This is a genomic window from Vibrio lentus, assembly GCF_030409755.1.
Classification (GTDB): domain Bacteria; phylum Pseudomonadota; class Gammaproteobacteria; order Enterobacterales; family Vibrionaceae; genus Vibrio; species Vibrio lentus.
Genome location: NZ_JAUFQE010000001.1, coordinates 14,874 through 35,729 on the forward strand (window position 1 = coordinate 14,874; position 20,856 = coordinate 35,729).

Below are 20,856 nucleotides of genomic sequence, written 5' to 3' on the forward strand. Positions count from 1 at the left end.
CTAGCAACATGCGCGTTCGTAGACAACTGGAATTTACCCAACCCCTGCTCATGTGACGATAACAAGACTCATGCAGTAAAAATGACTTTTTATGTTGGTAAGGTCGCTTCGGGACAAAAGCAACTCAGAAAATGAGGTGTTTATCTAATCATTGTTGAAAAGAGCTTCAAGCGTAGGGCTTTCAGCAGCATCGAGGCACACAGCGTCAACCCATTTATCAAAACCAAAAAAACATCGGGATATATCGATGTTTTGGGCTTGGAGAGAAGGTGCCAGCATTTTGCTTTGAATCGCTCCATACTCATCTTGATTAAATACCCTAGCATGATCTAACTCTTTGAAAATATTTAATTCTATATACTTCCCAACAACACAGCTATTAAATGAAAATTCTTTCAATTTTTCTGGTGCAAACGGATAGCCTAAAATCATCTGCTCTATGTTGAGGGTGGATTTGTCTGAGTAAAAGATCCCTATGATTCGCAGTCTGGAGTATTCTAGGATGTAGATGCTGCACTTCTCAGTTTCGCCGCAGTGGCCTTTGTCGATAGATACAAGATCCACTACAGAATCATGTTGCGATATGTAAGATGTCACCACAGATTTTTCCTTCTTAGAGCTATGTGAGAGGAAGGCTACTATTTGTTAGGCGTTAACCCTCCATTATTGGGACAAAAGCGCCTTAGAGCTATTGCCTTAAAACGTTGGTGACTCAAAATCACACCGTAGTGAAGAATTGGACAATGTTACTTGACATAACCCATTAAACACTCACCTGCTTTATATTCTGAATAATGCGTGGCCATTTGTTGTTTTTCTTCTTTTCCTTGAACAATTGGGTATTCAAATACGTCTCCAATAATAATTTTACCACTGATGTACTCATCAACACTTTTTGTGGTTCCCTTTAGGGTTTCTTCCATCGTGTTGTATTCCATTCCCATTTGTCGAAAAGTCATGAAATACTGTGCTGTTTTACCGACTTCACGACAGTTGTCTGCGATTGATTTTCCATCGTTTATCGCATCCTGAGAAAAAGACGGGTGACTAAAGGTTATCAAGAATACAACCAAGCTCCGCATGAGAATTTTGTCCATATAGCCAATACCTTATGAACAGTTAGTACCTTAACTGTCTTTCTATTATTTCGCTAACAAAGCCATCATCATAAAATTCGTCTGGAATTCTCTTTCGATAGTACATATCTTTCCATATGACTTTGACAACATATTCAGCGTCTTCATTGTGTTCCAAATGTTCATATTCATTGTTGATGGCAATGACACCAATAGCATGTATGGGGTCTGAACCGGAGGAAAAGTAATCATGTAGTGTAGACATTCTTTCTCTTTCTTGAACGAACTCGTCTAGCATAATTTCTTTGGTGTAAACTCCACCATGAAATAAATCTGGTGCGTCCTTCAAACCTAAACGCGTATCCAAAAATTGCTCATCGACACTATAAAGAAATGTACCATGATCGTAATTGAAGCAAACATTCCAAACTTCTATTAATGATTCGTCATATTTCCCTGATTCATGCCCCCAAATACCTAGGTTGAATGAGGATGCACGACATTTTCTTTCAGTGTATTGATCTTCATACATACACGTAATTTTGGAGTTTTTTGCATAGTCACTAAAGTAAGTTATGAGATCCTCATACTCGCTTAAATATTGCTTTACTAAACGAAAGTCATTGTTAATTAGTATAATGTTTTCAAAGTGTTTTCGTGCCATCCGTGACCAATTATAACTTCCCGTAATAACCGTGCTGTTATCAATAATGCAGAATTTATTATGCATTATGAATCTAGTTTTTATTGGATAAAGTACGACGTTTTTAGATGGCCTAAAAAAATTTTTCTTATTGAGATGGTCATCAAAGTACATAACCTCGACAGACACCCCTTTTGCTATCAGTTGATCAAATATGGGTGCATAGTCAAACCAGTTAATCCATGCTACACATATTTTTACGCTCTCTTTAGCTGTACGTAACTCATTTCTTAAATGAAAGCCAATATCTTCGAAGTATGCTTTAGTCTTAATGGTTGTTAGCATTGATACCCCCCAGAATTAAAATAACGCGCTTTTCGACCCATGAGTATTAAGTCTCACAACTCTCTGAAATCCTCAGCGCATCTTCAATCTCAACACCAAGGTACTCAATCGTACTTTCTAACTTAGCATGACCAAGAAGTAATTGAATAGCCCTAAGATTCTTGGTTTTAGCGTAGATCAAAGAAGCTTTTGTTCGGCGCAGTGAATGTGTGCCGTATTGCGTTTTATCTAGCCCGATATCAGTAACCCATCGGTTAACCATGGTGGTGTAGTAATGGTACGAGATGGGTTGTCCTTCACGGCGTGGACTTGGAAACAGGTAGTCTGTTGGTGACAATGAATTTTGAATGATCCACTGCGACAATGTTTGTTGAGTCTTGGGTGTTATCTCGAAGTGTACTTCCTGCTGGGTCTTCTGCTGTTTGACGATTGTTCTCGACATCACACAACCACTACGACTGACATCTTGGACTTTCAAGTTACGTAAATTACAGGATCTCAACTTGCAGTCGATGGCTAGGTTGAACAGTGCCAACTCAAACAAGCGTTCCTCCAATTCAAGTCGAATACGGATGCGCCAAATGTCCTCTAGTTTGAAGGCTTTCTTCTGACCTACACGCTTTCCTTTATTCCAAGCTTCCATAATGTGCTCCTTACTTCCTAAAAATGCTCTTTAAGTAAGGCAGAAATCAAAGACAATGCTGCATCCAGTGGTATGATTGACGGAATATTTCTATAACAAGAAAACTTCTAATGAATCAAACAGAACAACAGTATTTGAAAGAGCTTGAAGGCAAGCTTTGGAACGCCGCAGACAAGCTACGCTCAACGCTAGACGCCGCGCAGTACAAACACGCAGTGCTAGGTCTAATCTTCGTTAAATACGTCTCTGATGCGTTTAAGCTGCGTCAGGATGAGATTAAAGCTGACATTGCTAACCCTGAGCACGAATACTACTTAGATCCTGCTGATTATTCTGAAGAAGAACTAGCAGAAGAGATTGCGATTGAACTGGAACAGCGCGACTTCTACACAGAGAAAAACGTGTTCTGGCTACCTACTGAATCTCGTTGGCAGTTCCTGCAAGATAACGGCCCATTGGTTATTGGCGGCGCTGAGCTAGATATCAATGGTAAACCTAAAAAAATCACTTCTGTTGGCCATTTAATTGATAACGCACTTGAAGGTATCGAACGCGATAACCCGAAACTGAAAGGCGTACTTAACAAGTCATACTCTTCATTGAAGATTGACCAAGCTAAGCTGAATGAGCTTATCAACCTGATTGCGACAATCCCGTTTGTTCATGCTGACCTAAACAGTAAAGACATCTTAGGTCATGTATACGAATACATGCTTGGTCAGTTCGCACTGGCGGAAGGTAAAAAAGGCGGTCAGTTTTACACGCCAGCATCAATCGTAACGCTTATCGTTGAGATGATTGAACCTTTTGAAGGTCGTGTATATGACCCAGCAATGGGTTCTGGCGGTTTCTTTGTCCAATCAGAGAAGTTCATTGAGCGCCATGCGAATGAGAAGAAGGTTGATGCTCTAACCCAGAAACAGAAGATCTCTATCTACGGTCAGGAATATAACCATACAACGTGGCAGTTAGCGGCGATGAACATGGCGATCCGTGGTCTTGATTACGACTTCGGTAAAGAGCCTGCCAGTACCTACACTAACGTACAGCACCCTGACCTTCGTGCTGACTTCATCATGGCTAACCCTCCATTCAACATGAAAGAATGGAACACTGGTGTTGATGATAACGATCCTCGCTTCAAATACGGCCAACCGCCATCAGGTAACGCTAACTTCGCATGGATGCAGCATATGCTTCATCACCTAGCACCTGAAGGCTCTCAGGCGCTTCTGTTGGCAAATGGCTCGATGAGTTCAACGACCAACAACGAAGGCACTATTCGTCAGGCATTAATCGAGAATGATTTGATTGAATGTATGGTGGCGCTTCCCGGTCAACTGTTTACAAACACACAGATCCCCGCGTGTATTTGGTTCTTAACTAAGAACAAGAGCCCTCGTGTTGATAAAGCGGGTCGTAAACTACGTGGTCGTAAAGGTGAGGTGCTGTTTATCGATGCGCGTAACCTTGGCTTCATGAAAGACCGCGTTTTACGCGACTTTAGCTTTGATGACATTAAGAAAGTAGCTGACCTATTTCATGCATGGAAAACAGGTGAAGAAATCCATGGGGTCGCTTATGAAGATCAGGCAGGTTTCTGTAAATCAGCAACACTGGAAGATATCACTAAGCATGACTTCATACTGACTCCGGGTCGTTATGTTGGTGCTGCTGCTGAAGAAGAAGACGATGGTGTTCCATTTGGTGAAAAGATGGCAACGCTGACTTCAAAGTTGGCAGCGCAGTTTGCAGAGTCGGCAGCGTTAGAGGCTGAGATAAAGAATAATCTAGCGGGGTTGGGTTATGACTTCTAATTGGGAGACTGTCCAGCTTAAGGATATTGTGCAGTTTAAAACAGGTAAGCTAGATTCGAATGCAGCAGAAGATGGTGGGCAATATCCTTTCTTTACATGCTCGCCAACAACGTTAGAAATAAACACTCATGCATTTGATACAGAAGCAGTTTTACTAGCTGGTAATAATGCAAATGGCGTATTTGCGGTTAAGTATTACAAAGGAAAGTTCAATGCTTATCAGCGAACGTATGTCATTACTCCTTTGGATGAGTCTGTAGTATGTGTTAAATGGCTTTATTTCAGAATTAAGCATGTAACCTCTGAATTACAAAAAATGTCTGTCGGAACAGCTACAAAATTCTTAACAAAGAAAATTTTGGATGCATATGAGATTGAGCTTCCTCCTATAGAAGTTCAAGAACAACAGGCTCAGATTTTATGGGGATTACAGGATAAACTCGATTTAAGCAATCAAACCAACCAAACCTTAGAACAAATGGCACAAGCCATCTTCAAATCATGGTTTGTCGATTTTGATCCTGTCAAAGCTAAGATGAATGGCGAGCAACCAGTGGGTATGGACGCAGTCACTGCCTCGCTATTCCCAGAAAAACTCGTTGAGTCTGAGTTGGGTTTGATTCCTGAAGGTTGGGAGGTTGGTGCTCTATCTGACTTGATGGACTTCAATCCAAAGAGAATTCTTAAAAAAGGCACAATTGCACCTTATTTGGATATGAAAAATATGCCAACTTCTGGTCATCTTGCGTTAGATATTTATGACCGTGAAATGGGAAGCGGAACAAAATTCATGAACGGTGACTCACTGTTGGCACGTATCACTCCATGTTTAGAAAATGGTAAAAGTGCATATGTTGATTTCCTTGAAGATGAACAAGTTGGCTGGGGTTCTACTGAATATATCGTGATGAGATCGAAGTTAGATAGCTATAAGTATTTCAGTTATTACATGGTTCGATTTGAACCTTTTAGAAAGTTTGCTATTCAAAGTATGACTGGTACAAGTGGGCGTCAAAGAGCACAAGCCAAAACAGTCGAAACAATGCCGTTTGCTCTCCCTCCGATTTCAATCTTGGAAAAGTTTGATGAGTTTGTTGCTCCAAATATGCAGATGATTAAGAGCCACGGTAGTGAGAATCGAACTCTTGCTGCCTTGCGCGATACGCTACTTCCTAAATTGCTTTCCGGCGAAATTGACTTAGACAAAGTGTTAGACGTTTAAAATAAGGACAATAAGACGTGTTTAAAATTGATAAGGAATCCAACCGAATTTCAAGAATAGAAACTAAACGTTTTAGTGATCTTGGTTTTCGAGAACGTGATCACCTGCAAGAATGGCTAGCGAACCAACCAGACGCCTTAGGCGAAGAGCTACTTATCATTCAAAAAGAATTCGATGGGTTTGATGATACGAGAGAGCGTCTTGATCTATTAGCTATGGATAAAGACGGGAACCTTATCATTATAGAAAACAAGCTTGATGATACTGGTCGTGATGTTATGTGGCAGGCTCTTAAATATGCGTCTTATTGTTCTAATCTAACCAAGTCACAAATTGTCGATATTTATCAGGGCTATCTAATTAAGTATTGCGGTGGTGGTGATGCAAAATCTCAATTATGTGAATTTCTAGATGCTCCTGATTTGAGTGAAGTCGTTCTTAACTCTGGTATGAATCAACGCTTGATGTTAGTTGCAGCCAACTTTAGAAAGGAAGTGACAAGTACGGCATTGTGGTTATTGAATCACGGCATTCAAATTCAATGCTTTAAAGTGACGCCTTATTCAATGGCTGAAGATCTTTTTCTTAACGTTGAGCAGATCATTCCGACTCCTGAAGCTAAGGAATTGATGATTGGAATGAATGCCAAAGAAGCTGAAGAAAAGAACACAGAAGCAGAACTTAAGAATCGACACCGAATCCGAATGGCCTTTTGGGAGAGAGCATTAGAATCCATGAAGAGTAGCCAATGCGATTTGTTCAACAATATCAATCCAAGCAAAGATCACTGGCTAAGTGCTGGCTCTGGTGTTCGTTCTTGTCCGTTTACTTTGATCTTTGGTGTTAGAGAGGTTCGAGTTCAACTTGAAATGACTCGTACTGGAGGTTTAGAAAACAAGTTCTTGTTTGACCAGTTACTAGAACAGATCAGTTCAATCGAATCCTCTTTTGGTCAACCTTTGGAGTGGTTGCGGTTAGATGATAAAAAAGCATCTAGAGTTCAGCTACGAAAAGAGTTTGATGGGTACGATCGAGAACAATGGCAAGAGATGATTGACTGGTTAGTCGAGCACATGATCTTACTCGAAAAAGCGTTTAAATCTCCACTTCAAGTGGCAAGTGATAAATTAAAAAATACTACTTTTGAGGGTGGAGCCGAGGCATGATCACTGAAGACCAGTTAGAACAAGAATGTATTAGATGGTTCACCGACCAAGGTTACCTGTATAAAAATGGCTATGACATCGCACCTGATGGAGATTCTCCAGAGCGTGATGATTACCATCAAGTTGTTTTAAAACAAAGGCTATTAAATCAGTTAACAATAATCAACCCAGAGCTGCCGATAGAGGCTCTGAACGATGTTGTTAACACGGTTTCTTCACCTGATACGCCAATTCTTATTAAAAATAACCGCGCCTTCCATAAGTTTGTGATTGAAGGGGTGCCTGTTGAATACACGGCTGTTGAAGACGGTGAATCGAAAACGAAGCATGCTCATGCTCAGTTAATGGATTTCACGACGCCTGATAACAATGAGTTCCTTATCGTGAATCAGTTTACGATTACAGGTACCAAAGGAAACCGCCGCCCTGATGTTGTGGTGTTTATTAACGGCTTACCAATCTCTGTTATCGAGTTAAAAAATCCAGCCGATGAGCATGCCGATATTTGGAATGCTTTCAATCAGCTTCAGACCTACAAAGATGAAATTTCAGATCTGTTTGTTTTCAATGAAGCTTTGATTGTCAGCGATGGCTGGACTGCGCGTGTTGGGTCTTTAACTGCTAATAAAGAGCGATTCTTACCTTGGAAAACCGTTACCACAGAGGACGACAGACCGTTATTAGAGTTTCAATTAGAAACCATGGTTCGTGGCTTCTTCAAGCAAGATCTATTGCTCGATTACATCCGCTACTTTGTGTTGTTTGAAACTGACAATGACAAAATTATCAAGAAGATTGCAGGCTATCACCAGTTCCACGCGGTGAGAGCGGCTGTTGAGGCGACGGTTCGTGCCGCAAATACCTCTGGTAACTTCCTTGAGAGCACTATCCCTGCACTAGAAAAGATTAAGCAAGGCAGTGGTAAGGCTGGGGTTGTTTGGCATACTCAAGGTAGTGGCAAAAGCATCTCTATGGTTTGCTACGCGAGTAAACTGTTACAGCAAGCCTCAATGAATAACCCAACGATCGTGGTGGTGACGGATAGAAATGATCTAGATGGTCAGCTTTACAACACCTTCGGGATGGCACAAGAGACGTTAAAGCAAATACCTCAGCAAGCGGATGATCGTGATGCGTTACGTGAACTGCTTTTAACTCGCCAATCTGGCGGCATTATCTTCACGACGATTCAAAAGTTTGCTTTATTAGATGAAGAGACAGAGCACCCTCGACTATCTGAACGAAGTAATATCGTTGTCGTTTCTGATGAGGCGCACCGAAGCCAGTATGGCAATAAATCTAAAATGGTTGAGGTGAAGGACAAGGATGGCACGGTAACGGGTCACAAGTACGTTTATGGTTATTCTAAGTATATGCGTGACGCTTTACCTAATGCTTCGTTTATCGGCTTTACAGGCACACCAATCGCGATGGATGATAAAGACACGCGTGGTGTATTTGGCGAATATGTCTCTATCTATGATATTCAAGATGCCGTCGATGATGGTGCCACGGTTCCTATCTATTACGAATCTCGCCTTGCTAAACTTGATATCAATCAAGATGAAATAGAGCAACTTAACGATAAAGTCGATGATGAAATCGGTGAAGATGAAGAAACGGCAGATCGTGAAAAAGTTAAATCAGAATGGGCGACGTTAGAAAAACTTGTAGGCGCAGAGCCTCGTATTGAACAAGTCGCAAAAGATCTCGTTGAACATTTCACCACTCGAACGTCGACCTTTCCCGGTAAGGCGATGATTGTTTCGATGAGTCGAGAAATCTGTGTCGATCTCTATAATACTATTGTGGCAATTAAACCAGAATGGCATCACCCAGATACAGATAAAGGTGCAATCAAGATTGTGATGACTGGCTCTGCATCCGATAAAGAAAAGATGCAGCCTCACATCCACGATAAGAAAACCAAAAAACTATTCGAGAAGCGTTACAAAGATACTGACGATGAGCTTCAACTCGTTATCGTTCGAGACATGTGGTTAACAGGATTCGATGCGCCTTGTTGTCATACCATGTATATCGATAAGCCAATGAAAGGGCATAACCTGATGCAGGCTATTGCTCGTGTTAACCGAGTATTCAAAGATAAGCCCGGTGGTTTGGTTGTCGATTATATTGGTATCGCAAATGAGCTTAAAAATGCATTGAAAACCTATACCAACAGCCAAGGAAAAGGACAACCCACCGTCGATACGGCAGAAGCGTTTTCAGTATTGATGGAGAAAGTTGATATCATCAGGGGGATGTTCGCAACACCCGTTGATACAAAGGTCTTCAATTACCGTCCAGACTTTGAAACGGATGCATTGCGCTTGTTACCGGGAGCAGTAAACCATTTGTCAGGACTGTCTCATACTGATGCTAATGGCAAACAAGTAAGAGATGGTAAGAGACGTTTTCTTGATGTAATGGCAGCGTTAACTAAGGCATATTCTCTATGTAATACCATGGATGAAACTCACGGTTATAAGAACGAAATTGCTTTTTATTCTGCGATTAAGACAGCTTTCATTAAACATTCAACGGTAGACAAAAAACGCACCGATGAAGAACGCAATACAGCGTTAAAGCAAATTCTAAATAATGCAGTTATAGCTGATGGCGTTGATGATATTTTCTCTATGGTTGGGCTGGATAAGCCAAACCTTGGGCTTCTGTCTGAGGAGTTCTTAGAAGATGTAAAGAACATGAAAGAGAAGAACCTCGCGGTAGAGCTGTTAGAAAAATTGCTTCGTGATGAGGTTAAATCTCGCATGAAGAATGATGTCGTACAGGAGAAGAAATACTCTGAACGTATTATGTCGACGCTGCAAAAGTACCATAACCGTAGTATTGAAACGGCTCAGGTCATTGAAGAGCTGATTCAATGGGCCAAAGAGATGCAAGAAGATGGAGAGTTACTAGATAAGCTCAACCTTTCTGTCGACGAAATTGCCTTCTATCGCGCATTGGTCGACAACGAATCTTCGGTCAGAGAGCTTGGTGATGACAACTTACGTGAACTTGCTATTGAGTTAACTCACCAACTGCGTAAATCAGCCACTGTTGATTGGCAAAAGAGGGATAGTGTTCGTGCTCGTATGCGCAACCTCGTTCGTCGATTACTTCGCCGTTGGAAGTACCCACCTGATGCGGCTGAAGAAGCGATTAAGCTTGTGTTGGAGCAGGCTGAAGTATTGGCTGATGGGTGGTATGTTGCTTAAATAGAATAAAGGCAAGGTTTTAGAACCTTGCCTTTTACGTATTTATTCATTACTGATTTTCACATGTAGTGTGGTATTGGCTGGGTCAGAATACATAAAGTAATGAACTGAGGATTATGTAGGCTATCGACTCTAAATGATTTCTGTCCAATTTTTAGGTATTTTTGGGCTTTGCGTAATTCAGTTTAGATACAGAGTCGCCCCGTTTCGTGTGTTTCTTAGTCAATACGACAAGTTTCAGGCATACCTAACTTAGTAAGCTTTTCAACGCTTTTATCATCGCGTAAGTTTGCGCATTGTAATTTCTAAGCTCAATCGTCCCCCGAGCAACTGTTGAACTCGATACATCGCTGTTTAAGAGTGAACGTCTGTGTTATCCATACCGCTCTTTCCAATACTTATTTGAGCCATATAACTTCTAGCAACCCACTGCGAGATTTCGTGGATGACCGCGTTTCCAGAAGGCGGCCCCTTCTCTTGGAGGCTGCTCGCTTAATCTTAATTGCCTCGTGAGAGGCTCTAGTGTCCTAAGCGTCATCACAGACACCTCAAAGAGACTTCGGCGTGTTTTTTGATTTTCCATTTACCTTCGCCATAAACCTTAAGGCCAGTAGCATCAATGGCTAGGTGCTGTATCGCTCCTCTCGTTTTTGTCTTAAATGAAACTTCAACTTGTTTTGCTCTACGACTGATATAAGTGTAAGGCGGACAACTTAACAGAACATGGCCTAGCCTAAATATCGAATTGCTAAATCCTTGTAGCACTCTCAGTAATATAGAAAATACGCGTTTCACCATGAGCGCTGTCGTGATAGCTAAATCACTGAATCGACGAGGCCAACCATACTTATTCCGTTTGCTTTGCGTCCAGCCACTTACCGCTTCTTCATCAATCAAAAAGGTCAGAGAACCACGGTTAATGAGTGATTGGTTGGTTGTATTGTTTCCAGTTGGCTGTTTTGTAAAAAGGCTTAGGCATAAGGCTACGAGAGGGAGTGGATGTAGCTGATCAGCTCGTAGGTTCTGGATTCAGTTCCACTGAATTACGCAACATCAAAGCCAAATATAATTTATATTAATTTAATTTCATACCAGTCCTACCGATGATACGTTACTCCTTGCTGGTATATGTTTTTGTAAAATGAATAAGGAACAAATTTATGATTATCGTAGAAAAAGTATCAATTTCTGAGAAACTAGATGCGTTAATGAGTAGTTTTTCAGAAATGAACTTAGAACTTAGAAAATTTGATCAGGAGAAAGTAAACAGTATTAATATAGCCCCTCCTATTACAGCTTGGAACTGGTCGAAATCATTCTAGAATTCTTGGTATAGACTGTCAGATGGCTTGGCAGTCTATACCAATGTGAAAATAAGATGGGAGATATTTATTGTAATTGATTATTGTAAACATTATCTAAGCACACAGTTCTACCTTGCCTTATTGCTTTAGTTTAAAAATATACAATGTTTGGTGTCAATGGCAAGCTTATTAATACTTAGTTCGCTTTAGTAAGTCAGATAAAAAATTAAAAGATATCGAACTCTTTTCTTATGATTTTTTCAGTAAATTATTCCAAATAGGGAATTTAGATGTTGAAAAATTTTACTAGCCCAAAGACATTGTCTTCCACAACGGGTATGTTTTCTATTTTATTAGGCACGGTTTTACTTGGTGTGATGCTGGTATTTATGTGGTCCGATCACGATATAAATAGCCATATTAGCGAGACTGTATTTAAGATAGAGACGCAATTTAACCTACCTAATGGCGATCATGTAAAGAGTTCAAAAGCCCCAGCAGCCTTACTTCCAAAACTTCGTGAACACCCACAGGTTAAAAGCGTCGGTAGGGTTAAAAGTGAATCGGTCACTATCTCCTATGGCACTGAAGAAGTGAAAAGTGTCGACGTACTTGCGATGGATGAATCGGCTAGGAAGATGCTAAAACTTGCCAATGACGGTGAGTTCGCAATGAGTAGTAACGGTGTTTACTTGTCAGAGCCCTTTGCAAAAAAACTCACTCGAAGCCCTCGTTCATTGATCGGGAAAAGGCTTAAACTGAACGAACTGGGTCTATACCAAGTAGAAGGCATTATTAAGTTAGATAAGCGCTCATCCATCAGACCAGATATGATCATCGCTTTTTCTCCCACTTTTGATTCTGTCATCAAGTCCCAATATGACAACTGGTATGATACGCATGTCGATGTCTTTGTTGATTTAAAAAACAAAACTCCTTTGAATCTCAACCAGATTATCCTTGAAAATGCGCCACAAATTCCCGGTGCGCCTTTTACCCCTGAATCTTTTATACAATTATCGCAGCGGCCTATCTCACAGCTACATTATGATTTGAACTTTTCTGATGCGCTTGGCCTGACATTTTCCAAATCTAGCTTATACCTAATTTATGGCGTTTGTGGTTTCTCCTTTTTATTAGGCTTTGTTGGTTTTGTGAGCTCAATGATTTCCATACAGTTATCGCAAGTTGAGCGAATTAGAACAATGTTAAGTATTGGTGGAAGTTATTACCAAATCATTCTTAACGCATTAATGGAAAGAAGAATAGCGTTGCTGGGTTGTGCAGTGCTGTCGATCTCTATTTTTAATGTGGTTTTGTTTTTTTTAACTGAGGCGTTCACCTTCTTATCTGTGCTCAGTACCGAAGTTCAGTGGGTCATGTCTGCCGTGATGCTGATTTGTTTGGTAGTCGTTTATGTCACCGTGATCGCTCTGGTGGTCTCTCAAGCGATTGCATTACAAGAAGGCCAAGGCATCTCAAGGTTTTCTGATCTCAATATGGTGCACATTACCAAATTTATAATGATGATACAGATCGTTATAATAACGATGGTCATATTCATCTCTGTGAGTGTGACCTACGAGCTGCTCTCTGTTAAACAAGTCGATTATGGATACGATATCAAACGCACGCATTATGCTAAATTGAATGGGCATAATGACAGCAAGGCTCGTCATTTAAGGGATCGCATTAATGCCGAACAAGGTCAGGTTTCCGAAGCCACTAGTTGGTATCCGTTTGATAGATCGGTGAGTTACGCTTCGGTCTCAACCGCGCAACAAACCATGGATGAAAAAATCATACCGGTCAAATATTTTTATGCAGGGCCCAAGATTGTCGACGTCTTAGGACTCACGGTACTGACACAAAACCATGCTGTGCCAGTCTTACGTGAAAAAGACACGTCTAAAAGAGTATTTGTGATCGTCACTGAGGCGTTTTCTCACTTATTCGCCAATATCAGCGCTGAGAAATTGATTGATCATACCTTTTACACCAATCTTGGTGATGATGTCACAGAGATTCAAGTTGTTGACGTTGTGAGTAACTTTTATCTGGGCAAAGCCAAGCCATCCTTTGAACCCATTATGATCATCATTGATGAGACAAAAGCTAATTATCTTATCGTGAATGATGATGCTACCAAGGTGGTCTTAAACGATACGACCTTTATATCCAGCCTTGATGCCCGAGATGAAGAGTATTCAGATTTGAGTACAATCGTTATTTATCTTTTGTTTGTCATCGTGTTAAATATTGTCCTGCTTTTGCTAAACACCATGACGAATTCACTGGTTGAAGTTGAGAGAAACCGGTTCGCCTTGATCATCATGAGGCAGCTAGGTGCTGGATTAAAATCGATATTTTGGTATGTGTTTAAGAATAACATACTCATTTACCTCAGTGCTTCTGGCGTTGGTGTGCTGTTGGGATACGCAGCGATCAGTAGGAAAATTTTGGCGCTTGATGGGGTGCAATTTGGCCTAAGTCATTACGTCATGTCACTATTGGTTGTGGCTGCAACGATCGCCTTTATCATTTCTCTAAGCCTCGTTATCAGTAGAAAACAGTTTCTTGCTGACCTGAAGGAATGATTATGGATTCGGCAAGAGAACCAAAACATCACCATAAGACCAAAATAGCACTGGCGATCCTTGTGTTGCTGGTTGTTATTGTGCTCATGGGTGTTAGTCAACATCGAATGATATCAACGGTCTCAAGCTCTGAGTTGGAGCTAGTCACCGTGGAGGGCTTTCGCACCAAGATCACCACCATGGGGACAATTAAACCAAGAAAATCGATTAAATTGTCGTCTGATATTGGCGGGCGGGTAAAGTACTACATTAACAAAAAACAGTCCTATGTTCAGCAAGGTGACATACTCCTTGAGTTGGAGAACTATGACTACACTTTGAACATTACAGAGAAGGTGGCCCAGGTTTCTGAACAGATTAGTAACCTCAGAAATACCCGTCTCAACCTTGCTAGTGAGATGAAATCGACACAATTGTCACTTGAAGATGCCATCTTCAACGTCAGGGCCATTGATCGAGAACTGGAACAAAAAGAGCGGTTGCTAACGAAAGGTCTCATTAGTAAATCGGATGTTCAATATTTGCAAGATGACCTCTCTCGTTGGATCGCCAAGCAAAAGGTGTTGTCGACCTATTACCAGTCTCAGAAAAACAAGATCCAACATCAACTGACGGAGCTTAATGAGACCGTTGATATTCTAAAAAACTTCTTACTAAAGCTTCAGGAAAGTGAGAGAAATTTAGTAGTTCGCGCCCCAATTTCGGGGAATTTGGTTGGTTTTGACATTGAGCTAGGGCAACAGATACTCCCCAAAGAGGAATTTGGATCATTAGACATCATTGATAACTTCTTAATCGAAGTCGAGCTCAGTGAATTCTACTTGGATCGCGTCAATGAATCGATGCAAGTACTTGCCACGTTCGATAATCGTAATGTCGAACTCAATGTTCTTAAGATATTCCCAAAGGTAAAACAAGGTCAGTTTCGTATGCACCTTGAAGTGCGCCTACTTGAACGCGTTGCCCGAAATATCAAAGTCGGACAATCCATAGAAATCGAACTAACCAACGCAACTGAAACGTTGCAACCCAGTGTCCCTGTGAATGCGACTTTCAAAGAAAACAGTAATATGTTTGTCTATTTGCTTTCCAAAAATCAATCTAAGGCCGTAAAAACCCCCATCTCTATCAAAAATACCATTGGTAATGTCCTACTGGTAGACAACATGGATCTTCTTGGTAAAACGTTGATTGTTCTAGATTGGGATAAAAATTACGAAGAGGAGCTATACATTGACTAACATGATTAAGCTTGAGAATGTCTATAAACACTTTTATACCCAAAAGCTAAAAACAACGGCCTTAAATAATGTCTCTATGCAGATCGAAAAAGGCGAGTTTGTGGCAATTATGGGGAAATCGGGCTCAGGAAAATCAACCCTGCTCAATGCGATTGGGTTGTTTTCCAATATTGATTCAGGGCAATTTGAGCTCAATGGCACCAATGTCTGTGGGCTCTCTCAAAAACAGAAATTGAACTACAGGCGCGGACTATTGGGCTATGTTTTCCAGTCATTCAACCTCATTCCTGATATGACGGTACTTGAAAACGTCATGTTGCCGCTCAAGTTTCGTGGTATCGCACAGCAAGAGCGTATCGCCCTTGCCGAGAAAGAGCTCGAACTGATGGAGCTATCAAGTCGAAAAGAACATTACCCGAGTCAATTATCAGGGGGGCAGCAGCAGCGTGTTGCGATTGCAAGGGTCATGGCCTGTAAACCAGAACTCATTCTTGCTGATGAGCCGACAGGAAATTTAGATGATAAAACAGGACAAAATATTCTCGATATTTTGCAGTATGCGAACACTGCATGTAACGCCACCATCGTGATGGTCACGCACAGTGAAAAAGCGGCAAGCGTGGCAAACAGGCAACTAAAAATGGTTGAAGGAACACTAGTAGTTTAGGGGGGAATTATGCTCGGAGATATTTCTGTTAAGATAGTAGATGAGCCAATCAGTTCGATTGATCAATTAGAAGTGACTGATTTTCAATATAATAGATTGGCTTCACAAATGATTGGTGAAATCAAAGGTAGTGATATTTTAGATGACGAGGAACTTGAGTTATTTAATTTTCAAATGAATAAGAGCTTTGATGCAAAGCCATTGAGAGCAAACAAGTTAGTAGTTGTTCTTAAGGCAACGCGTTTATGCAACCTCAGATGTACTTACTGTCATTCTTGGGCTGAAGGACCAAATCAAACAATCAAGTTTGAGAGACTAGTGACAATTGTGAAGCGTATATTGTCAATACCTAATGTATCGCGGGTTGAGTTTGTCTGGCATGGTGGTGAAGTGACTTTGTTAAGGACTGAGTTCTTCAAAAAGCTTATATGGTTGCAAGAGCAGTTTAAACGTAAAGATCATGTTATTACCAATACTATGCAGTCGAATGCTGTGAATATCTCACGGGAATGGCTCACCTTTTTAAAAGGAATGGGCATGTCTGTCGGTATTAGTTTCGATGGTGTACCGGAGATACATGATAGCCGACGTCTCGATGTAAGAGGACGGCCAACCAGCCATAAAGTAGCAAATGGAATTAAGCAATTGAAACTATATGGCATACCATATGGTGCGCTAATTGTAGTCGACCGAGATTTGTACAATATCGAGCCGGAGAAACTCCTCAGCTACTTAACTTCGATTGAATTGAATGATATTGAATTTCTAAACATTGTGCCTGATAACCGTGCTAAACCAGGAGATGATATTGGTACAGCCTATATTAGTTATCAGGAGTATATTAAATTTTTGATTGGTGTATATAAAGTTTGGTATACTTCATATCAACAAAAAATACAAATTCGTATGTTCGATAACTTTATTGATGTATTATCAGGCAAAGAAAAAAAATTGTCTGCATGCTATTGGTCAGGTAATTGTTCACAAGAGATTGTTACTATAGAACCTAATGGAGATGTTTCTCCATGTGATAAATATGTTGGAGAGGTTGGTAGTATCTACGGTTCGTTAATGGAATCCGATTTGGCTACTTTATTAGAAAATTCTCGTCATAATAAAGATTCAATAAAAGAAGAGGTTGAATCCCATAATCGTATGGGTGAATGTGAGTGGTTTTCTTTTTGTAATGGCGGTTGCCCACATGACCGTGTTATTAATTCCCGTCATGTTGAAGGCTATAATGATAAGTGTTGTGGTACAGGTGAATTGTTAAAAGTCATTAAAGAATCATTAGTAAAATAATCAAATATAATGGAAAAAACTATTCCAGATAATATTGTTTATGCGAAGTTGAAGTCGCTATGCGCCGAAAAATTTTGGCACATAGTTTTGATAATCATATTAAACATTATGGTTGTTGGCAGTTCGTTTTTTATAGCTTCTACGATTGAACGGTTGTTTGATAGAGAAGTGACAATAGATCGGCTCAACTATTTTGTTGTCATGACTTTGTTTTTATTAGTCACTTTTGTAGTTAGCAGTGGACTTAGAAAAAAACTAGTTTTTGATGTAAAGGAAATGCTCAGTACCAAACTTCAGAGCTTCGCTATTCGACAGCTTATGTTCAAGCAACAACAATTGTTCGATGAAGTCTCACCCTCTAGTTTGCATGCAAATGTCGACCATGATATTAACGCTATCAATGTTTACCTTCACTTTATTCTTAGTATTTTTGTTCAATCCTCTGGTACCTTACTGTGCGGATTAATTTATTTGCTTTCTACCAATTTATATATGACCTTAGTGTCTGTTGTGGTTATGCCGGTTTTGATTCTGGTTATATTTCGGATAAGTCAGAATGCTACGGCAGCTAACAACCGAAAAAGAAATGCATCGTCGCTGTTTAACTCAGCTATTATTGAAACTTTGTCTGGCATTGAGTCTATAAAAATACACAAAATGGAGAAATTACTGGGTAATAAAATCGAATCCAAAGCTGAAACAGTCTATATAGAATCAAAAAAATTGCATTTTTTTGATTCCATCATATCTATAATGATAATATTCGGTGGATTTTCCAGTGTCATTTTAGTACTTTGGGTTGGAGGGCAGAATGTTATAACAGGCTCAATGTCATCAGGTGAATTAGTCGCATTCGTGATGGTTTTACTGTTTATGTCATATTCTTTTGCCTCTATTAGTGATATTAATTCAATTACACTTAAAGCAAAAAGTGCTATGAAACATCTTAATTTTCTATTGCAGCCAGACTATAATCAATGCACTAGAATTAAAAAAAACAACACGATTCACGGGGATAAGATCGATCTGATTGATCTATCATTTTATTATAATTTCTCAGAGTTTCCAGCATTAAAAAACGTATCGCACACCTTCTATAGAAACCATATTTACTCAATAGTTGGGCGTTCTGGCTCTGGTAAAAGTACACTTATAAAGCTCATATCTGGCCTATACTATAATTACCATGGTAAAATAATGTTGGGAGAAGTCGAGGGAAAAACTCTTCAAGGAAGTAAACGGGTAACTCTTGTTGAGCAAGACCCCTTCTTTTTTAGCGGTACACTATGGGAAAACATCACATTATTGCCGCGGTATACTCAGGTTGATGAGATCAGACTTAAACGTGCGTCTAAGCTATCAAATTTCGACACAGTAATGCTAAACAATGATCTAACCTTTAACAGTTATATTCATGTGAATGCTGCTAACTTATCGGGTGGCGAAAAGCAACGTCTTGCGATTGCGAGAGCGCTCTATAGTGAACAGGATATACTGATATTTGATGAAGCAACGAATTCATTGGACTTCGCTACTGAGATAGGTTTTCACCAACATCTAAAAGAGATCTCTAAAGATAAAATTGTTCTAGTAGTTACCCATAATCTAAATAATATTTATCTAACGGATCAAGTTGTTGTCGTTGATTCTGGACACATCGTTGCAGCTGATCCCCCTCATAAAATCATTAGTAATAAGTATTTCAAGCGTATAAGTAAAGGCAATCAACGAAGCCATGGATCTGAATAATGCGTTGGCACATACCTAATCAACTTGAAGATGCAAGCTTGAGCACCTGAAAATTATTATTAATTCGAGATGTTAATCCGAGTTTCCGCATCCAATTCAGGAATAAACGGCCTCATAGAGTCTACCTAACAATTTTGAAAGCCGAGTTGGATGCTATTGAAGCTCTGTTATAAATCCTGACCGTTGATCTCCAAGATATCTATACCTTCGAACTTCAAGAAGAGCCAACGTGCCGTCGGTTTCGACGTTGGCTTGTTCTTTACCATGCTCGGGAAGAACTCCTCGGTTTGTGTTAATTGCTTTCTGATTTTGTGCTCTAAGCTGGGGTAGCTAAGCAGGCTCAACGTCATTATCATTAGCAATGCTTCAATACGCTGTGGCTTTTTCTAGCTCGGTAAACGGTCCTGCCTCTATGAAGTATTGATACCCTGTTGGTTTTTCATTTTTCTTTGGGCGACCAGGACTAGAGAAAGTAGGGACTTTTATGGTCGCGGTCTGTTCAAATCCCAGTAAGTGGCATTGTTTCTTGAACTCTTTGAGCGCCAACTCTACATTAGCATCGCAAGCGAATAGCTTTTTGCATATTTTATCTAACACATTGATTTATGTTGCTAAATTTCTCTTTAAGTTATTTTAAATGTGATCTCTTCTTGCTTCGTAGCTTGCCCATTGTGACTAGCAACCAGCGCTGAATAACCTTGCCGTAGTCAGAGTCTATCCAGCACCCTGAGTAGCCATTTCCTATAGCGCTTAATTGCTTTGCGAGTTTGATGATCATCGGGACGCGGGTAATGAACTTTTGCTTTTGTTCATCTAACGAGGAGATGCTTTCTTCTGTGTACAAGGCGGCATCAGCGATAAAGTAACGGCTATTTTGCACGTCTTTTAGACAATGAATGTGCTTGCTAGTGACCTCAGCGAATGCCTTGGCATCATTGGTGTTACCACTGAGCGCTTGCATATAAACAGGAAGACCGGCTTGGTTTTCACAAATGAGCTCAAGCCGATGGCCTCGGCTATAACCTTTCACGAGCCTAATAGCATTGGTATCTTCCTCTTGAGCATACTCGCCATCAACGTGAAAGCTAGTGATATCAAGATGAACAGAATCAGTAGTCAAACCTAGCTTATCAACAACGCGTTCAGCAAGAGCCTGAGAGAGCGCTGAGACATTGGCTTCGTATAGGGCATTAGTACATCATCGGTAAGATGATGTGCTTTAACATCCTTGGCGAGTAATCTAGACACGGGCGTGGTCAGCGTTGAAAAGTCGGAGAACATGTGAAGTGTTCTGCTGTGCTCTCCGAGTCCATCATTCGTGGCAGGCCGATTTCATGGAAAAATGCTGCAATGAGACCAAGATGAGCCAAGCGTTTCATAACAGGTTGAGTAGGCATATTTTGAGACTGTCAAATAACAGTAATAAACCAAAACTGCCGAGCGCGGTCAAGATGGTGTCGTTTTTTTTACTGATAAATGAACGCTGGAGAACACTATTTAAATTATTAAATTGGGGGCGGAATGACGGATACAATATCGCCTTTCTAAAGTCATATTTTACTGTTATTTCGTTTTACGAATGGCCCTGAATTCCTAAAAGGTGTTGTGACTTTTTAGTAGTGTGATCCATTTTTCACCCCAACCCCTTTTAATATGGGCGACTTTACCTAATAATATAAAGCCTTAGAGAAAGCACAAATTATGCAAGCGGTTAACGAAGTGGCCCTGTTTCCCCTCAATCCAATCCCACACACCACGGCGCATTGAAATCAATGCAAATGGTTGTCTGTTAAAAAAATAAAGACAATAAAAACAATAATTTAAAGATATAATAGTCGTTTAAAGTAACGTGGAAAAATT

At 40.3% G+C, this 20,856-nt stretch carries 14 protein-coding genes and 2 pseudogenes; 10 read left to right on the forward strand and 6 right to left on the reverse strand.

Annotated elements, in window-relative coordinates; genetic code table 11:
- Positions 1-144: 144 nt before the first annotated feature.
- The 4 genes from QWZ07_RS00090 to QWZ07_RS00105 all read right to left on the reverse strand — a co-directional run bounded on the left by QWZ07_RS00090 (position 145) and on the right by QWZ07_RS00105 (position 2,707).
- Positions 145-600 (reverse strand): hypothetical protein, encoded by a 456-nt coding sequence (locus QWZ07_RS00090; RefSeq protein WP_192854344.1) that lies wholly within the window; start codon positions 598-600, stop codon positions 145-147.
- A gap of 146 nt (positions 601-746) precedes the next feature.
- Positions 747-1,097: a hypothetical protein gene (locus QWZ07_RS00095; protein ID WP_192854345.1), complete on the reverse strand. Its 351-nt coding sequence runs from the start codon at positions 1,095-1,097 to the stop codon at positions 747-749.
- 22 nt (positions 1,098-1,119) lie between these two features.
- A complete protein-coding gene (locus QWZ07_RS00100) occupies positions 1,120-2,064 on the reverse strand; it encodes a phospholipase D-like domain-containing protein (protein WP_192854347.1) in 945 nt (314 codons plus the stop codon).
- A 46-nt stretch (positions 2,065-2,110) separates the two neighbouring features.
- Positions 2,111-2,707: a tyrosine-type recombinase/integrase gene (locus QWZ07_RS00105; RefSeq protein ID WP_192854349.1), complete on the reverse strand. Its 597-nt coding sequence runs from the start codon at positions 2,705-2,707 to the stop codon at positions 2,111-2,113.
- Between the two features lie 110 nt (positions 2,708-2,817).
- On the opposite strand from QWZ07_RS00105, the gene QWZ07_RS00110 reads away from it, so the two are divergent.
- From QWZ07_RS00110 to QWZ07_RS00125, 4 genes are read left to right on the forward strand one after another with little or no spacing between them, the layout of a single operon-like run.
- Positions 2,818-4,524, forward strand: a complete 1,707-nt coding sequence (locus QWZ07_RS00110; RefSeq protein ID WP_192854350.1) for a type I restriction-modification system subunit M — start codon at positions 2,818-2,820, stop codon at positions 4,522-4,524.
- Positions 4,514-5,746 (forward strand): restriction endonuclease subunit S, encoded by a 1,233-nt coding sequence (locus QWZ07_RS00115; RefSeq protein WP_192854352.1) that lies wholly within the window; start codon positions 4,514-4,516, stop codon positions 5,744-5,746. Before QWZ07_RS00110 ends, QWZ07_RS00115 begins: the two co-directional genes overlap by 11 nt.
- 17 nt (positions 5,747-5,763) lie before the next feature.
- Positions 5,764-6,912, forward strand: coding sequence for a DUF4268 domain-containing protein (locus QWZ07_RS00120; RefSeq protein ID WP_192854354.1), 1,149 nt, complete (start codon positions 5,764-5,766; stop codon positions 6,910-6,912).
- A complete protein-coding gene (locus tag QWZ07_RS00125) occupies positions 6,909-10,136 on the forward strand; it encodes a type I restriction endonuclease subunit R (protein WP_192854355.1) in 3,228 nt (1,075 codons plus the stop codon). Before QWZ07_RS00120 ends, QWZ07_RS00125 begins: the two co-directional genes overlap by 4 nt.
- 218 nt (positions 10,137-10,354) lie before the next feature.
- Here the strand turns inward: QWZ07_RS00125 and QWZ07_RS00130 are convergent.
- Positions 10,355-11,115: pseudogene (locus QWZ07_RS00130) on the reverse strand (transposase).
- A gap of 181 nt (positions 11,116-11,296) precedes the next feature.
- On the opposite strand from QWZ07_RS00130, the gene darA reads away from it, so the two are divergent.
- The 6 genes from darA (at position 11,297) to QWZ07_RS00160 (ending at position 18,996) form a co-directional block, all read left to right on the forward strand.
- Positions 11,297-11,458: a darobactin family peptide antibiotic gene (darA, locus tag QWZ07_RS00135; protein ID WP_192854358.1), complete on the forward strand. Its 162-nt coding sequence runs from the start codon at positions 11,297-11,299 to the stop codon at positions 11,456-11,458.
- Positions 11,459-11,730: 272 nt separating this feature from the next.
- Entirely contained in the window at positions 11,731-14,037 is a 2,307-nt protein-coding gene (gene darB / locus QWZ07_RS00140; RefSeq protein WP_192854361.1) for a darobactin export ABC transporter permease subunit, read from the forward strand.
- A 2-nt stretch (positions 14,038-14,039) separates the two neighbouring features.
- Positions 14,040-15,278: an efflux RND transporter periplasmic adaptor subunit gene (locus QWZ07_RS00145; RefSeq protein ID WP_192854363.1), complete on the forward strand. Its 1,239-nt coding sequence runs from the start codon at positions 14,040-14,042 to the stop codon at positions 15,276-15,278.
- Between the two features lies 1 nt (position 15,279).
- On the forward strand, positions 15,280-15,945 hold the full coding sequence (locus QWZ07_RS00150) for an ABC transporter ATP-binding protein (protein ID WP_192854372.1): 666 nt from the start codon (positions 15,280-15,282) through the stop codon (positions 15,943-15,945).
- Between the two features lie 9 nt (positions 15,946-15,954).
- A complete protein-coding gene (gene darE / locus QWZ07_RS00155; RefSeq protein WP_192854368.1) occupies positions 15,955-17,247 on the forward strand; it encodes a darobactin maturation radical SAM/SPASM protein DarE in 1,293 nt (430 codons plus the stop codon).
- Between the two features lie 9 nt (positions 17,248-17,256).
- Complete coding sequence (locus QWZ07_RS00160; protein WP_192854370.1) at positions 17,257-18,996, forward strand: ABC transporter ATP-binding protein; 1,740 nt, start codon at positions 17,257-17,259, stop codon at positions 18,994-18,996.
- Positions 18,997-19,149: 153 nt separating this feature from the next.
- On the opposite strand, the pseudogene QWZ07_RS00165 reads toward QWZ07_RS00160, so the two are convergent.
- A pseudogene (locus QWZ07_RS00165) lies at positions 19,150-20,393 on the reverse strand (IS1634 family transposase).
- Between the last annotated feature and the right edge of the window lie 463 nt (positions 20,394-20,856).

Coding starts and splice junctions, on each gene's coding strand:
- QWZ07_RS00095 (WP_192854345.1), bottom strand. CDS start 1,097: ATGGACAAAATTCTCATGCGGAGCTTGGTTGTATTCTTGATAACCTTT.
- QWZ07_RS00150 (WP_192854372.1), top strand. CDS start 15,280: ATGATTAAGCTTGAGAATGTCTATAAACACTTTTATACCCAAAAGCTA.
- QWZ07_RS00105 (WP_192854349.1), bottom strand. CDS start 2,707: ATGGAAGCTTGGAATAAAGGAAAGCGTGTAGGTCAGAAGAAAGCCTTC.
- QWZ07_RS00145 (WP_192854363.1), top strand. CDS start 14,040: ATGGATTCGGCAAGAGAACCAAAACATCACCATAAGACCAAAATAGCA.
- QWZ07_RS00115 (WP_192854352.1), top strand. CDS start 4,514: ATGACTTCTAATTGGGAGACTGTCCAGCTTAAGGATATTGTGCAGTTT.
- QWZ07_RS00110 (WP_192854350.1), top strand. CDS start 2,818: ATGAATCAAACAGAACAACAGTATTTGAAAGAGCTTGAAGGCAAGCTT.
- darA (WP_192854358.1), top strand. CDS start 11,297: ATGATTATCGTAGAAAAAGTATCAATTTCTGAGAAACTAGATGCGTTA.
- QWZ07_RS00100 (WP_192854347.1), bottom strand. CDS start 2,064: ATGCTAACAACCATTAAGACTAAAGCATACTTCGAAGATATTGGCTTT.
- darB (WP_192854361.1), top strand. CDS start 11,731: ATGTTGAAAAATTTTACTAGCCCAAAGACATTGTCTTCCACAACGGGT.
- QWZ07_RS00125 (WP_192854355.1), top strand. CDS start 6,909: ATGATCACTGAAGACCAGTTAGAACAAGAATGTATTAGATGGTTCACC.
- darE (WP_192854368.1), top strand. CDS start 15,955: ATGCTCGGAGATATTTCTGTTAAGATAGTAGATGAGCCAATCAGTTCG.
- QWZ07_RS00160 (WP_192854370.1), top strand. CDS start 17,257: ATGGAAAAAACTATTCCAGATAATATTGTTTATGCGAAGTTGAAGTCG.